The 13,901-nt window shown below is 66.3% G+C and carries 16 protein-coding genes and 1 other RNA gene; 8 read left to right on the top strand and 9 right to left on the bottom strand.

What is annotated here, in order from left to right:
• Positions 1-8: 8 nt before the first annotated feature.
• On the bottom strand, positions 9-1,073 hold the full coding sequence (hrcA, locus tag ACZK2G_RS08685; protein ID WP_478475234.1) for a heat-inducible transcriptional repressor HrcA: 1,065 nt from the start codon (positions 1,071-1,073) through the stop codon (positions 9-11).
• A 114-nt stretch (positions 1,074-1,187) separates the two neighbouring features.
• Here hrcA and recN point away from each other — a divergent pair, with 114 nt between their 5' ends.
• On the top strand, positions 1,188-2,849 hold the full coding sequence (recN, locus tag ACZK2G_RS08680; RefSeq protein WP_478475232.1) for a DNA repair protein RecN: 1,662 nt from the start codon (positions 1,188-1,190) through the stop codon (positions 2,847-2,849).
• A 124-nt stretch (positions 2,850-2,973) separates the two neighbouring features.
• On the opposite strand, the gene ACZK2G_RS08675 is transcribed toward recN, so the two are convergent.
• Positions 2,974-3,891: a LysR family transcriptional regulator gene (locus tag ACZK2G_RS08675; RefSeq protein ID WP_478475230.1), complete on the bottom strand. Its 918-nt coding sequence runs from the start codon at positions 3,889-3,891 to the stop codon at positions 2,974-2,976.
• A 97-nt stretch (positions 3,892-3,988) separates the two neighbouring features.
• Here ACZK2G_RS08675 and ACZK2G_RS08670 point away from each other — a divergent pair, with 97 nt between their 5' ends.
• Positions 3,989-5,245: an SGNH/GDSL hydrolase family protein gene (locus tag ACZK2G_RS08670; RefSeq protein ID WP_478475228.1), complete on the top strand. Its 1,257-nt coding sequence runs from the start codon at positions 3,989-3,991 to the stop codon at positions 5,243-5,245.
• A 63-nt stretch (positions 5,246-5,308) separates the two neighbouring features.
• Here ACZK2G_RS08670 and fur read toward each other — a convergent pair whose 3' ends face one another.
• On the bottom strand, positions 5,309-5,716 hold the full coding sequence (gene fur / locus ACZK2G_RS08665) for a ferric iron uptake transcriptional regulator (RefSeq protein ID WP_005409235.1): 408 nt from the start codon (positions 5,714-5,716) through the stop codon (positions 5,309-5,311).
• 103 nt (positions 5,717-5,819) lie between these two features.
• Between fur and ACZK2G_RS08660 the strand changes: the two genes are divergently transcribed.
• Entirely contained in the window at positions 5,820-6,212 is a 393-nt protein-coding gene (locus tag ACZK2G_RS08660; protein WP_012510752.1) for an outer membrane protein assembly factor BamE, read from the top strand.
• A 36-nt stretch (positions 6,213-6,248) separates the two neighbouring features.
• Here ACZK2G_RS08660 and ACZK2G_RS08655 read toward each other — a convergent pair whose 3' ends face one another.
• Both ACZK2G_RS08655 and ACZK2G_RS08650 read right to left on the bottom strand, forming a co-directional pair.
• Positions 6,249-6,506 (bottom strand): RnfH family protein, encoded by a 258-nt coding sequence (locus ACZK2G_RS08655; RefSeq protein WP_100468243.1) that lies wholly within the window; start codon positions 6,504-6,506, stop codon positions 6,249-6,251.
• 3 nt (positions 6,507-6,509) lie between these two features.
• The gene (locus tag ACZK2G_RS08650) at positions 6,510-6,935 is read right to left on the bottom strand and encodes a type II toxin-antitoxin system RatA family toxin (RefSeq protein ID WP_012510750.1); all 426 of its coding nucleotides are present in this window, start codon (positions 6,933-6,935) and stop codon (positions 6,510-6,512) included.
• 57 nt (positions 6,936-6,992) lie between these two features.
• Here ACZK2G_RS08650 and smpB point away from each other — a divergent pair, with 57 nt between their 5' ends.
• Both smpB and ACZK2G_RS08640 read left to right on the top strand, forming a co-directional pair.
• On the top strand, positions 6,993-7,496 hold the full coding sequence (smpB, locus tag ACZK2G_RS08645) for an SsrA-binding protein SmpB (protein ID WP_040007975.1): 504 nt from the start codon (positions 6,993-6,995) through the stop codon (positions 7,494-7,496).
• Complete coding sequence (locus ACZK2G_RS08640; RefSeq protein WP_430766784.1) at positions 7,493-7,939, top strand: GNAT family N-acetyltransferase; 447 nt, start codon at positions 7,493-7,495, stop codon at positions 7,937-7,939. Before smpB ends, ACZK2G_RS08640 begins: the two co-directional genes overlap by 4 nt.
• A gap of 14 nt (positions 7,940-7,953) precedes the next feature.
• Here ACZK2G_RS08640 and ACZK2G_RS08635 read toward each other — a convergent pair whose 3' ends face one another.
• The 3 genes from ACZK2G_RS08635 to ACZK2G_RS08625 form a co-directional block, all read right to left on the bottom strand.
• Entirely contained in the window at positions 7,954-8,526 is a 573-nt protein-coding gene (locus ACZK2G_RS08635) for a hypothetical protein (RefSeq protein ID WP_430766783.1), read from the bottom strand.
• A gap of 140 nt (positions 8,527-8,666) precedes the next feature.
• Positions 8,667-9,098, bottom strand: coding sequence for a GNAT family N-acetyltransferase (locus ACZK2G_RS08630; protein WP_478475225.1), 432 nt, complete (start codon positions 9,096-9,098; stop codon positions 8,667-8,669).
• Between the two features lie 75 nt (positions 9,099-9,173).
• The gene (locus ACZK2G_RS08625) at positions 9,174-10,418 is read right to left on the bottom strand and encodes a hypothetical protein (RefSeq protein WP_478475223.1); all 1,245 of its coding nucleotides are present in this window, start codon (positions 10,416-10,418) and stop codon (positions 9,174-9,176) included.
• Positions 10,419-10,463: 45 nt separating this feature from the next.
• Between ACZK2G_RS08625 and ssrA the strand changes: the two genes are divergently transcribed.
• The 3 genes from ssrA to ACZK2G_RS08610 all read left to right on the top strand — a co-directional run bounded on the left by ssrA (position 10,464) and on the right by ACZK2G_RS08610 (position 13,331).
• Positions 10,464-10,856: a transfer-messenger RNA gene (gene ssrA, locus ACZK2G_RS08620) on the top strand.
• Between the two features lie 342 nt (positions 10,857-11,198).
• Positions 11,199-12,704 (top strand): S8 family serine peptidase, encoded by a 1,506-nt coding sequence (locus ACZK2G_RS08615; protein ID WP_248298466.1) that lies wholly within the window; start codon positions 11,199-11,201, stop codon positions 12,702-12,704.
• Between the two features lie 150 nt (positions 12,705-12,854).
• Positions 12,855-13,331: a hypothetical protein gene (locus ACZK2G_RS08610; protein WP_046983373.1), complete on the top strand. Its 477-nt coding sequence runs from the start codon at positions 12,855-12,857 to the stop codon at positions 13,329-13,331.
• 10 nt (positions 13,332-13,341) lie between these two features.
• On the opposite strand, the gene ACZK2G_RS08605 is transcribed toward ACZK2G_RS08610, so the two are convergent.
• Positions 13,342-13,803, bottom strand: coding sequence for a methyltransferase family protein (locus ACZK2G_RS08605; protein WP_295377912.1), 462 nt, complete (start codon positions 13,801-13,803; stop codon positions 13,342-13,344).
• Between the last annotated feature and the right edge of the window lie 98 nt (positions 13,804-13,901).

Raw genomic sequence — 13,901 nt, 5'->3', positions numbered from 1 at the left:
GCTGCGTTTCAAGCGTCGGATGTTCCGGGAGTACGCCCGGCCGGTGAAAAGGCCGCGCCGAGCACATCGGCGGTGGCCTGGACCAGCGGGATCATGCGGTCGTAGGCCATCCGCTTGGGCCCGATCACGCCCAGCACGCCCAGCACCTGGCCATTGGCGGTGTACGGGGCGGTGACCAGCGAGACGCCCTGCAGCGGCATCATCCCTGTCTCCTCACCGATGAAGATGCGCACGCCCGGGGCCTGGATGGTGCGCTCCAGCAGCTGCAGGATCTCGCGTTTGCTGGAAAACAGCTCGAACAGCTCACGCAGTCGCTCCAGGTCGGACAGGTCCTGTACTCCCATCAGCCGGGTCTGGCCGGCCACCAGCATGTCGTCGGCCGGCGGCTGCAGCGCCTGCTCGGCCAGCTCGATGCTGCGCGCCAGCAGCTGCTCCAGCTCCGAGCGGGCGTCGCGCAGCTCCAGCAGCAGGCGGGTACGGATCTCGGCCATCGGCAGGCCGGCGAAATGGGCATTGAGGTAGTTGGCGACCTGCTCCAGCTGGCCTGGCGCGAAGTCCTGACGGGTCTCGATGACGCGGTTCTGCACCTCGTTGTCGGCGAACACCAGGATCGCCAGCACCCGGCGTCCATCCAGCGCCACGAAATCGATCTGGCGGAAGGCGAACTGCTCGCGTCGTGGCGCGCTGACCACGCCGACGAAGTGGCTCATCGCCGACAGCAGTTCCGAGGCGCTGCCGAGCAGGGCCTGGGTGCTGCCGCCGCCCGCCAGTTCCTGACGCAGGCGGGCCAGCTCGCCCTCGCCCGGCGGCTGCATCTGCAGCAGGCTGTCGACGAACACCCGGTAGCCATGCGCGGTCGGGACGCGCCCGGCCGAGGTATGCGGCGACGCCAGCAGCCCCAGGTCTTCGAGGTCGCCAAGGATGTTGCGGATGGTGGCCGGGCTGACCTCCAGGCCGGCCACGCGCGCCAGCGTCTGCGAGCCGACCGGCTCGCCGTCCTGGATGTAACGCGCGATCAGCGTGCGCAGCAGATGGCGCGCACGCGGGGCAAGCTGGTCGGGAGAACCGTGCATGGAATCAACCTGTGAGACACGGACACTAGATAATGGCGGCGCATCACCTTGGCAAGTCATTGGACCTCCCTCGCCCACGTGCTAGCGTTGCGCGGCTGCTGATACCCCTTACCCATGCTCAGACATCTTTCGATCAAGGATTTTGCCGTTGTCCGCGCCACCGAACTGGAGTTCGGGCCCGGCATGACGGTCGTTTCAGGCGAGACCGGCGCCGGCAAGTCGCTGATGGTCGACGCCCTGGGCTTCCTGTCCGGCCTCCGCGCCGACAGTGGCGTGGTCCGCCACGGTGCCGCGCGCGCCGAGCTTTCCGCCGAATTCGCGCTGGACCAGCTGCAGGCCGCACGCCAGTGGCTGGCCGACAACGAGCTGGACGATGAGGAACAGTGCCAGCTGCGGCGGGTGATCCGCGCCGATGGCGGTTCACGTTCGTGGATCAACGGCCGCCCGGTGACGCTGGCACAGCTGGCGGACCTAGCCGGATTGCTGGTCGAAATCCATGGCCAGCATGAGCAGCAGGCCCTGCTGACGCGTCCGTCGCAGCTGGCCCTGCTCGACGCCTATGCCCGCAACGAGGACGAGCGCCGCCAGGTGCGCCGTGCCGCCGCCGCCTGGCAGACGCTGGTCGACGAATCGCTTGCCCTGTCGCAACAGGGCGACGTCAGTGACCGGATCGGCTTCCTCGAACACCAGCTGCGCGAGCTCGACCGCGAGGACCTGGAGCCGGAGTCGATCGCCGCACTCGGCGCCAGCCACCGCCGCCAGGCCCATGCCAGCGCCCTGTTGAGCGCCTGCCAGGCGGCCAGCAACCAGCTCAACGGCGACGACGGCAGTTCCGCACTGGACCTGCTGCAACAGGTCCGCCATGAGCTGTCGAGGCTGATCGAGCACGACCCGCGCCTGGGCGAGGTGGACGGCCTGATCGAGAACGCCTCGATCCAGCTGCACGAAGCCCTGTCGCTGCTGGACCGGGTACACGATGACCTCGACGCCGACCCCGAGCAGTTCGAGGAGAACGAGCGTCGCCTCGGCCGCCTGCACGACCTGGCCCGAAAGCACCGCGTGCCGATGGACGAGCTCGGCGCGCAGCGCGAGCGCATGCATGCCGAAGTGGAACAGCTGCGTGGCGCCGACGAGCGCCTGCAGCGCCTGGCCGGCGAGATCGACAAGGCCGCCGCCGCCTGGCGCGTACAGGCCGACGTGCTGTCCGCCAGCCGCCGCAGCGCTGCTGCCGAACTGTCGGCCACCACCACCGGCATCATTGCCGAGCTGGGCATGGGCGGCGGCCAGTTCCTGATCGAGCTGGAGCCACAGGAAGCCGGCAAGCCCGATCCGCAGGGTGCCGAACGCGTGGAATTCCTGGTCGCAGCCAACGCCGGCCAACCGCCGCGCGCGCTGCGCAAGGTGGCCTCCGGCGGTGAACTGTCGCGCATCTCGCTGGCCATCGAAGTGGCCGCGCTGGACCTGGATGCGGTGCCGACCATGGTGTTCGACGAGGTCGACTCCGGCATCGGTGGCGCGGTGGCTGACATCGTCGGGCAGAAGCTGCGTGCGCTTGGCGAGAAGCGCCAGGTTCTGTGCGTGACCCACCTGCCGCAGGTCGCCTCGAAGGGCCATGCGCACTACCGGGTCAGCAAGGCGCCGGTGGAAGGCATGACCCAGAGCGCAGTGGAGAAGCTGGACAGCAAGGCACGCGAAGAAGAACTGGCACGCATGCTGGGCGGCGTGGAAGTGAGCAAGGAAGCGCGCGCCGCCGCGCGCAAGCTGCTGCAGGTCTGAGGCCCGCTTTTGTAGCGTCGGGCCATGCTCGACTTCCGCACGGTAGTGCCGGCCGCTGGCCGGCAACCCAATACAGGTGAACGAAGATCATGAGGTTGCCGGCCAGCGGCCGGCACTACCAGGCTCACCCCAGCGGCCGCGCCAGATCCACCGTTTCCACCAGGAAATCGAGGAACGCGCGTACGCGTAGCGGCAGGTAACCGCCCTGCCCCAGGAACACTGCGTGCACCTCTTCGAGGTCACCGGGATTGGCCGCTTCCAGCACTGGCAACAGGCGTCCGGCAGCGATGTCGTCCTGCACCTGATAGGTCGCCAGTCGCGCCATGCCCAAGCCCCCCAGCACCAGCTGACGCAGTGCATTGCCGTTGCTGGCGCGGGCGTTGCCGCTGGGCAACAGCATCCGCTCGCGCCCTTCCTGCAGCAATGGCCAGCCCTGCATCGCACGCGCATGGCCGATGTCCAGACGGTTGTGCGACAGCAGCTCTTCAGCGTTGCGCGGCAGGCCGTGCCGCTGCGCATAGGCCGGTGCGGCCACGATCATCATCCGCGTCGCGCCCAGCCGTCGCGCGACCAGGCTGGAGCTCTTCAGTGGGCCGGCGCGCACCGCCACGTCGGTGCGCTGCTCGAGCAGGTCGATCACCTCGTCATTCAAGGTCAGGTCCACCCCGACCTGCGGGTTGCGCTCGAGGAACGCCGGCAGCAGCGGCAACAGGAAATGCTGGCCGAACGGCACGTTGGAATTGACCCGCAGCCGTCCGCGCGGCTCGGCATGCGCGCTGGCGCAACGCTCGGCCTCCTCCAGGTCGGCGAGCACGCGCAGGCCACGCTCATAGAACGCGCAGCCCTCCGGGGTCAGCTGCAGCTGGCGGGTGGAACGCTGCAGCAGGCGCGTGCCCAGCCGCTGCTCCAGGCGTGCCACCAGCTTGCTGACTGCCGACGGCGTCATGTCCAGCGTACGGGCGGCGGCGGAAAAGCCACCGGTCTCGATCACCCGCACGAACACTTCCAGTTCGCCGGATCGGTTGATGTCGGGTCGTGCCATGGCTATGAATACAGTTCACAGATGATTATCCATGCGCAGTCTAGTTCACAGATCACTGCGGAATCACCATGGCGCTCCCTCCTCCCGGGATTGCCCGATGAACCGCTTCAGCCAGCTCACCGCCGCCGCGTTGATCACCCTGTCCGGCGCTGCCAGCGCCGCCCCTGCCCCGCAGTGGGTCGCCAGCTGGCAGGCCAGCCCGCAGCGGGTGTGGGGCGCGGATTTCCTGTTTCCCACCCTTATTCCGGCCGAGCTGCATGACCAGACCTTCCGCCAGACCGCGCGTATCAGCCTGGGCGGCCCTCGGCTGCGGGTGCGGCTGAGCAATGCCTACGGCACCCAGCCGCTGCGGATCGGAGCGGCGAGTGTGGCGGCACAGGCAGGCGCAACGCCGCAGCCACTCCGTTTCGACGGCCAGCCCGGCGTGCTGATCGCCCCCGGCCAGGAACGGCTGAGCGATCCTCTGCCACTGGCCACCAAACACCGCCAGGCCCTGCAGGTCAGCGTCTACGTGCCCGGACCAATCCCGTTGCAGACCTTCCATTGGGACGGCCGCCAGACCAGCTGGATCGCCGAAGGCGACCAGAGCCGAACCCTCGACCTGCAGCGGGCCAGCCCCAGCACTGCCCGGTTGTTCCTGACCGGCATCGAGGTCGAGGCGGCGGCCAGCGCGCGCAGCGTGGTGGTGATCGGCGATTCAATCACCGACGGCGCTACCGCCAGCCTCGACCAGGACCAGCGCTGGACCGACCATCTGGCGGCGCGCCTGGCACCGCAAGGCGTGGCCGTGGTCAATGCCGGCATCTCCGGTGGCCGGTTGCTGCGCGACGGGATGGGGGACGCCGCCCTCAGTCGCTTCCAGCGTGACGCGCTGGACCAAGCGGGCGTGGCCAGCGTGATCGTGCTGATCGGCATCAACGACATCAGCTGGCCCGGTACCGCCTTCGCCCGGAACCAGGTGCGGCCAACGCTGGCCGAACTGCAGGCTGGCTATCGCGCCTTGGCCGACCAGGCCCGTGGCCGGGGCCTGCGCATTCTGGTTGCCACCCTGACGCCGTTCGCCGGCGCCCTGCCCGGCACGCCGCTGGACGACTACTACCAGCCGGAAAAAGAAGCGCTGCGCCAGCAGCTCAATGCCTGGCTGCGTACCGGGAGCCCGTTCGATGCGGTGATCGATCTGGATGCCGCCCTGCGCGACCCGGCGGATCCGTCACGGATGGCTGCCGCCTATGACTCCGGCGACCACCTGCACCCGGGCGATGCGGGCAACCAGGCGATGGCCGAGGCGGTGGATCTGGACGCCGTGCTGGGCAGGCCGGGGTCGGATCCCCTTCCCGCAGGGAAAGGGCACTGACCCCATCAACGAAAAACCCCGGGCAGGCCCGGGGTCTTGTCGCATCCAGCTGGCCGGAACGGCTTACTTGCGCTTCTTGCGCACGTACAGCACCAGCGAGTGCTCTTCCAGCTCGTAGCCGTGGTCGGCTGCGATCTTGCGCTGCAGCTCCTCGATCTCGTGGCTTTCGAACTCGATGATCTTGCCGCTGTCCACGTCGACCATATGGTCATGGTGGCCACCACGGTCCAGCTCGTAGACGGCCTGGCCGCCTTCGAAATTGTGCTTGAGCACGAGGCCGGCGGCCTCGAACTGGGTCAGCACCCGGTACACCGTGGCAAGGCCGATCTCGTCGCCGTGCTCGAGGAGCTGGCGGTAGATATCTTCGGCGGTCATGTGGTGCTGGGCGTTGCGCTGCTCGAGCAGCGCCAGGATCCGCATCCGCGGATGGGTCACCTTCAGGCCGACTTTACGCAGGTCGTGGGTTTCCATAGGTCTCCGTTCATTGGCGATTTAGCGCCAGCTGCCTCGGATTGGGTCGCGGTGGCACGCCGGGAGTGTATCATCGGTTTGATTTCCCCAACCGCCAGTCCCGATGCGCAATCTCCTGTTGGTCGCCGCCGTCGCCCTGTCCACCACCGGGTGCGGCATCATCTACAAGCAACCCATCTATCAGGGCAACCTGATCCGGGAAGATGCCGTGGCCAAGCTGCAGGTCGGGCAAAGCAAGCAGCAGGTCACCGCGCTGCTGGGCACCCCGTCCATTCCCGACCCGTTCCATGCGCAGCGCTGGGACTACACCGCCAGCCAGCGCGTGAACCGCCTCGGCCGTACCGAGGTGAAGAACTTCACCGTGTTCTTCGAGAACGACAACGTGACCCGTTGGGAAGGCGAGTATTTCCCGGGCAACGACAAGGCCCTGGCCCAGCAGACCGTCCGCCAGTTCGGCCGCAACCTGCCGAAGGACAAGAAGAAGAAGGGCCGCTGAGGCCCCCTGCCCGTCCACGCGGACGGGTTGCGGGAATCAACCGCCGAGCGCGCGACGCCGGCGGTTGTCCTTGGGGTCGGCCAGCAGCGGGCGTAGCAGCTCGATGCGGTCGCCATCCAGCAGTACCTGCTGCGGGCGCGCCAGTACGCCGTGCACGGCCACGGCCGGGCATCCAGCACTGCCTTCCAACGCGGCAGCGACAATGGCTTCAGCCACGGTCGCGCCCTCTTCCAGCTGCAGCCGGCGCGAGAGCACCTGTCGCGGCCAGGCCAGCACCACCTCGACCTCGATCATCGTTCAGGCCTCGTCGGCGACGCGGACGAAGTCGTTGACCATGCGGTCGGCCAGCCCCTGGAAGCCGATCGCCAATGCCGGGCCAAGCAGTCGCGAGCTGGGCTCGAACTCCAGGGTCAGGGTCACCTTGCAGGCATCCTCGGCCAGCACATGGAATTCCCAGCGGCCGTGCAGTTGCTTGAACGGACCGTCGCGCAGCTGCATGTCGATGCTGTGCGGTCGCTGCAGGGTGTTTTCGGTCTGGAACCAGGTACTGAACGAGCCCAGGCCCAGGTCCAGGCGCGCGACAAGGCGGTCCTCGCCCTGCTCCAGGATCTGGGCAGCCGAGCACCAGCGGAAGCGGCGCGGATAAGCCTGGACATCGTTGACCAGGTCGAACATGCGTGCGGCCGAATGTTCGACCAGGGCGCTGCGGCGGATAGTTGGCATGAATACAGGACGTTTCGGCAATCGACCGGGCGGGCCCGAATCGGAGACAATACGGAAATGAGCAAGAACAGCGGCAAGGATAAAGCAAAGAGCGCGACGGCCAACAAAACCATCGCGTTGAACAAGCGTGCCCGTCACGAGTACCACATCGAAGATCGCTTCGAGGCCGGCCTGGCCCTGCAGGGCTGGGAAGTGAAGTCGATCCGTGCTGGCCGCGGCAACATCGTCGACGCCTACGCCTACGTCAAGGATGGTGAGATCTTCCTGATCGGCGCGCAGATCACCCCGTTGATCCAGGCCTCGACCCATGTGGTGGCCAATGACCGGCGCGAGCGCAAGCTGCTGCTGCACCGGAGCGAGATCGACAAGCTGGTGGGCAAGGTCGAGCGTGATGGCTACACGATCGTGCCAACGGCGATGTACTGGAGCAAGAACAAGATCAAGCTGGAAGTGGCGCTGGCCAAGGGCAAGCAGACCCACGACAAGCGCGATGCCGCCAAGGATCGTGACTGGGCGATCGAGAAGCAGCGCGTGATGCGTCGCGGTAACCGCGACGCATGATCACTCCCATCGGCGCCATGGTGACTGCCAGCGCCGATGAAATGCGCACGTTGTGCGCGCGCCTGCTGGCCTTCAACCAGGCCCACGGCGGCGATTCATTCGATGAGACTCCAGTCCGCTTGGCCTGGCATGACGAGCACGGCGCGCTGCGCGGTGGTGTGCTGGCCGACGTCTGTGCCGGCTGGCTGCAGGTACATGTGCTGTGGGTAGACCCGGAACTGCGCGGGCAAGGCATCGGCCAGCGGCTGCTGGCGGAAGCAGAAGCCGTTGCGCACCGCCATGGCGCCCGCAGCGTGATGCTGGATACCTTCGACTGGCAGGCCGAAGCCTTCTACCTGCGGCAGGGCTACACCGTGTATGGGCGACTGCCCGACTGTCCACCCGGTCATGAGCGGATCTACCTGCGCAAACCATTGTCTGGTTCCTGGCCGCAGCGGCTGTAGAAGCCGCCGGTCGGTCAACCCGCCAGCATGCCCTGCCTGCGCATCCGCGGCGCCAGCGCTGCGTGCATCACCGCCAGGTGCATCACAACGGCCAGTTCCGGCGCGTAGCGGTCATCGCCCGCCCGCCACTTCCGGGCCAATTCAGCCGCATCAGCCGGCAACAGCGCCAGTAGTTGGGCGTCATCCAGCGAATCAGCCGCGCCCTGCAGCTGCCGGGCCATCTGGCGCGACTGCCAGACATGCACACCGATGCTGAGGCTGGCCAGCGACATCAGGACTACGGCCAGCCCGTGCTCAAACCACTGCGACAGCACCTCCGGCCCCCACAGCAGGGCAGCCAGCACCGCCAGCGCCGGGAGGCGCCAGCCCAGCCAATGGAACCGGCCCCGCTGCGACCAATGCACCACCACCGCGCTGGCCACCAACGCGGCAGCGGCCGTAGCCGGCAACTCAGTCAGCCAGGTGGCCGCCAGCAGCACCGCCAGCACCGCCCACACCCAGCCCGGCGGCAACGCGCGCCGCTGGTAGTCGGCACCGACCGGCCCGACCAGCTGTCGCAGGCTGCGTTGTTGGCTTGCATCGGTCACCCACCGTCTCCGTGTCTGTCCTGGCTTGGATGGTCGTTGCCAGTGTGTCGCAAATTCGTGCCCACGAAGTTAGCAATCCGCTATGACATGCGCTCTACAACAAGTTGCGGATTGGCAAGACGCGTGGGCGGCGGCCGCGCTCACCCCGCTGACAGATCCTTGCTGAGGAACACCCTGCACGTACCGGGCGGATCGCACGGCACTTCACCGAATACGGTCCAGCCATGCTTCACATAGAAGTCCGGCGCCTGGAAGCTGATGGTGTACAGCACACCGGAGCGGCAACCCCGCCGCCGCGCCTCGTCTTCCGCAGCCTTCAACACACGCGAGCCCAGCCCGCTGCCTCGGTATTCCGGTGGTAGATGGAACAGATCGACAAACCACAGGCCCAGCGACGTTCGCCCTGTAAGGCCCCCTACCACCTTGCCGCTGGCCGGATCGGTAACCAGTACCGCCAGCGCGCGTCGATCGGCATACCCCGCGGCCTCCAGATTGAACTGGTCCAGGCCACTGCCAATCAGGTCCAGCGCCTCGTCGCTGGGTTCATCCGTTACAGCGATTTCAAGCGACATCGGCTCCGTCCATAGGCTGCATATCCAGGATCCTGATCCTATCAACCCTGCGCGGGCCTGGCGCAGCGCCCAACGTTACTTCACCTTGGCGTCAGCACAGACAGAAGCGGCTGCATCCAAGAGCTGGCCGGCCTCCAGGTGTGGCGCAGGACCTGTTGCCGGGAACGCTGCCGCGAGCGCCTTCGCTGCACGGTCTGCATTGGGCTGGATGTACCAGGACGACTCCGGCGACAGCGTGCCACCCCGTACCTCCTGCTCGAACCGGTACTGGCCCCAGTAGATCGCCAGCGGTTCCTCCAGCGCATTCAATGGGTTGCGCAGCGTCAGCGCGGCCGGGCACAACGTCACGAAGGCTTCGGCCAACGCCCTTCGTTGTGCTGGCGGCTGCCCAGCGGAAAGAAAGTGGCTGTACTCGTGCATCACGATCGGTGCCCAGTCTTCCTCGGCATCGAACGTCGAGAACAGAAAGATGTAACCGCCCCGCAGCTTGGCCTGGGTCTGCGTCGCATCCGGCCACCAGAGGAAACGCACCTGGAAGGTGGCTGGAGCATCCACTCTGAAGAACGCCTGCATCTGCGCCGCAAGCCCACCGACCGGGCGGGATGCCAGCTGCCGTGCGAGTTCGCGCTTCTGCGCGTTGAATGGCGCCTGCCCTGCCAGCAGCTGGCGGGCACGCGGGGCGAAGCGCGCGTAATACCGTCGCAGCAGCCTCTGGTCACGGCGGTCCTGGCCGACAAGCGCGGCCCTGACGGCTGCATCGAACGATTCTGCCGCCAGGAAATGGCTGGCGAACGGATCGCCGTCGCGGGTGTCTGCACCTGCGAACACCCGCTCGGCCGCCGCGGCCATTACCTCGTGATCACGCGCCAGGGGTGACGTGCGCTGGCGGAATGCGGCATAGGCAGCCAACAACGCGCGGTCCCGCTCGTCCAGGCCGAAGCGCCGCTGCCATTCATCCCGGTAGACCGAAGCGGTGTATCCCGGCAGCCAATCGGGCAGGTTGTCGAGCAGGTTGAACAGGTCCAGCGATGGGCTGTAAGCCACCTCCACCGTCGCCTGCGGGGATTCGGCCGCTACGACGGGCCATGCCTGCATTGCAAGAACGGCCGCGGCAAGCGCACCCGCCCATCCCAGTCGCATCTTGCCGGAGCTGACGGATACGACCATGGGAGGCCCGTGGAATGACGTCGGGAAATTCGAGCACGCCTCCCCGGGGATGGCAACGTGCCAAGCGGCAGGGGCACGAGGCAATCCCCACGCGTGACTGTTCAGGAAGATTGCCGTACCATCTGTCCTGTTAGGCAGGTTCTTGGGCGACATCTGGTCAACTTGGAACCTGAAAGCCTTGCAAGACTTGAAGAAACCGGGGGTGCATTGGTTTCGACGGGGGTTGTGAAGTCGCCTGGCGCATGCCGAGGGGGTAGCTTTCCTCGTAAATCCAGCTGCAAAACTCTAGTTGCCAACGACGACAACTACGCTCCGGTCGCTCTCGCAGCCTAAAAACTGCGGTGCGTGACCTTCTGCCGACTTAGGCGGAGCCTCGAAACTGCTTGTGTCCATGCTCGCAGCGTAGAGTCATTATCATGGAATCGCGCTGGGCGGCTGCCTGTCAGTCCGGCACTAGAACACAACAGGCTGGTTCCCGGGTGCGCTTTGCACACCGTGCTGCTCGGGGATGAGATCCAACGGTGAGCTAAGCATGTAGTGCTGGGGATGGAGTGCCTTCGGACGGCGGTTCAATTCCGCCCACCTCCACCAACGAACGGTTCGTCACGAACCGAAGAAGCCCGGAAATTCCACCAGCGTGGGTTTCCGGGCTTTTTTATTGCCCGCCTCGCCTCGCTGCGAAATTCACCACCCAGGCGCAGTCGCGACCCGATGCCGTCAAGCAATGTCGGCATTGCACATCTTCTCTCGCTTTCGACATCACTAAACCACTTCAGAAATTTCCCACCCTCTCCTTGGGGGGATGTGCCCGCGAAGCCGTTCGTCCTTGGTCGCCATCAAGAGGAGACCACGGGTCACCTGCACCCTGCACACCGAAGCCGAGCCCGAGGGGCACGGCCTGTTCGACACATCTTCCACAAAGGAACTGTATCCATGCGTACGTCGCTTCGGGTTTCCCTTGCCAGTGCCATCACCCTGGTCCTGGCCAGCGCCCCCGCCTTCGCCCAACCCACCGAACGGGTATGGACACGAGGCATGGCCAGCAACGAGCAGTACAGCAGTTTCATCGTCAAGTACCGGGACGGCAGCAGCAAGCGCGTCTCCGCCGACACCGCCCAGGACGCGCTGAAGAAGCGCCTCGGCGTCCAGCAGCGCAGCAAGCGTTCGATCGGCAGCGCACCGACTTCGGCTGCGTCCGTAACCCATCAACGCCGCATGGGCGGCGGCGCCGACGTGGTCACCACGGACAAGCCACTGGACCGTCCGGAGGCCGAGATCCTGATGCAGCGCATCGCCGACGATCCGGACGTCGAGTATGTGCAGCCGAACTACATGATGAGTGCATTCGCCACGCCGAACGACCCGCGCTATGGGGAGCAATGGCACTACAGCAACCCGACCAGTGGCGCTCGCCTGCCCGGCGCGTGGGATCGCTCCACCGGCCAGGGTGTGGTGGTTGCGGTGGTTGATTCGGGCTACCTCAACAACAACGACCTGCAGGCAAACCTGCTGCCGGGTTACGACATGATCTCGTCAACCCGTCCGTTCAGTGATTGGCAGTGCATCATCGGGGGAATGAATCCCGGCTGTGGTGGCTCCGACGATGGTGACGGACGCGACGCCGATGCATTCGATGCCTCAGGCATTGCACACGGCACCCACGTCGCCGGAACGGTCGCTGCGGTGACCAACAACCAGATCGGCGTGGCCGGCGTGGCCTACAACGCGAAAGTCGTACCGGTGCGCGTACTGGGAAACCAGGGCAATGGTGGTTCCGCTGACATCATCGACGGCATGCTCTGGAGTGCCGGTATCAACGTGCCCAATGTCCCTGCCAATGCCAACCCGGCCGAAGTCATCAATCTCAGCCTGGGCGGCCGCCGCGCCTGCTCGCCGGCCGAGCAGGATGCAATCGACGACATCACGGCCCAGGGTACGATCGTGGTGGTCGCCGCCGGCAACAGCAATCTTGATGTGTCCGAGTTCGCCCCGGCGAACTGCAAGGGTGTGATCGCGGTTGCTGCCAACGATCAGGGCGGTCGTCGTGCGTTCTACTCCAACTATGGCGCAGGCATCCACATCACCGCACCGGGTGGTGAGACCTGGTCGTGCCGTGCGTCGGTGGGCGAATTCCTGCCACTGGCCACGCCGCCGAGCCAGGCCAACTGCGCACCCACCCGCCAGCATCCGGCGCAGGGCATCCTGTCCACCGTGGGTAACAACGCCTTTGACTTCATGTCCGGCACCTCGATGGCGGCGCCCCACGTCGCTGGCATCGTCGCGCTGATGCAGGCGGTGGCGCCGGTGCCCAAGACCACCGACCAGGTCAAGGACATCCTGCGTCGAACCGCGCACCCGATCGCGGCGGCGAACTGCCCCGGCGGTTGCGGACCGGGCATTGTCGACGCCGCAGAAGCGGTGAAGGCCGCCAGCAACTGATGGCATGGCGCAGCGGCCTTCCGAGACCGCTGCGCTGCTTGCCGGTGATCCGATCCGGTACGTTCGTCACGCCGGAATGGCGGCGCATGATCGAGACTCTGTGACCCTATCGGAACGTACCCTGCTCCGAGACGAACAGAAGGATCTGCAATGAAAACCGCACCCACCGTATTCGCCCTTGCCCTGGCTGCCCTTGTCGCAGGTCCGGCCGCCCATGCGGCCATCGCGCCACCCGGTACCGCCACGCTGGAAGCCCTGCTCGCCTGCAAGGCCGGTTCGAACTTCAGCGCGGCCGAGGCGATCGACGCGCTGCAGGCAGCCGGCCTGGCAAAGAAGCCGGGCGGTACGTTCGAGCCTGAGAGCTCGCCGGTTGCCCTGTTCGGCGGCACCATCAGCAGTGCCGATGTGAACGTGGCCGCGGGTGAGAAAAGCATCTTCGTGTACTTGAACGGTGTCGATTCGCAGCGCCTGGCCAAGTCCTGGTCGGTAACCACGGTCAACGAGCACGCCAACACCGAAGCCCCCTCCTACGTGAAAGCCATCGACAAACGCCACACCCTGCACGTGATCGCCGGCGACGACTACGAAGGTTATTCGGCGGCGGTGAAGTGCCAGATCACTCCGTAACGGCACAGGTCTACAGCCAGCGCCGCACGCGTTGGCGGAAGCCTGCATAGGCCTCGGGAAAGCGGGCCGACAGTGCCCGCTCTTCCGGCACGATCTGCAAGCGGGTGATGTACAGCACGAACAGCGGCACGGCCAGCAGCGCGGTAAGGTTCTGCAGGTACAGCATCGCACCGGCCAGGACGGTCGCCTGGCCCAGATACATCGGATTGCGCGTGTAGCGATACACCCCGTGCGTGACCAGCGCGCTCGACGCCGAGGGACGCAGCGGGTTCACCGTGGTACGCGCACGCTGGAAAGCCAGCTTCGGCAGCAGGTTCAGCACCAGGCCGATGGCCATCACCCCGCCCGCCAGCAGTGCCGGCATCGGCAATGACAACACTGTGCCCGGCCACAGGCGGCTGGCCAGGTAACCGGCAGCGACACACAGCAGCATCACCAGCGGTGGTGGAACACGGGTTTCAAGCCACCGCATCGCAGTCCCTGCATCACCCCATTCACCCCAGTGTCACACGGAAATGCCTGAATCGCCCGGGTGGCGGTGCTTTGGCTTGGCAAACCGACTGCCCGGTA

This window comes from Stenotrophomonas sp. 107298_Sma (genome assembly GCF_056480345.1).
The sequence above is the reverse complement of the archived record's forward strand: the minus strand, read 5'-3'. Positions and strand labels throughout refer to the sequence as shown.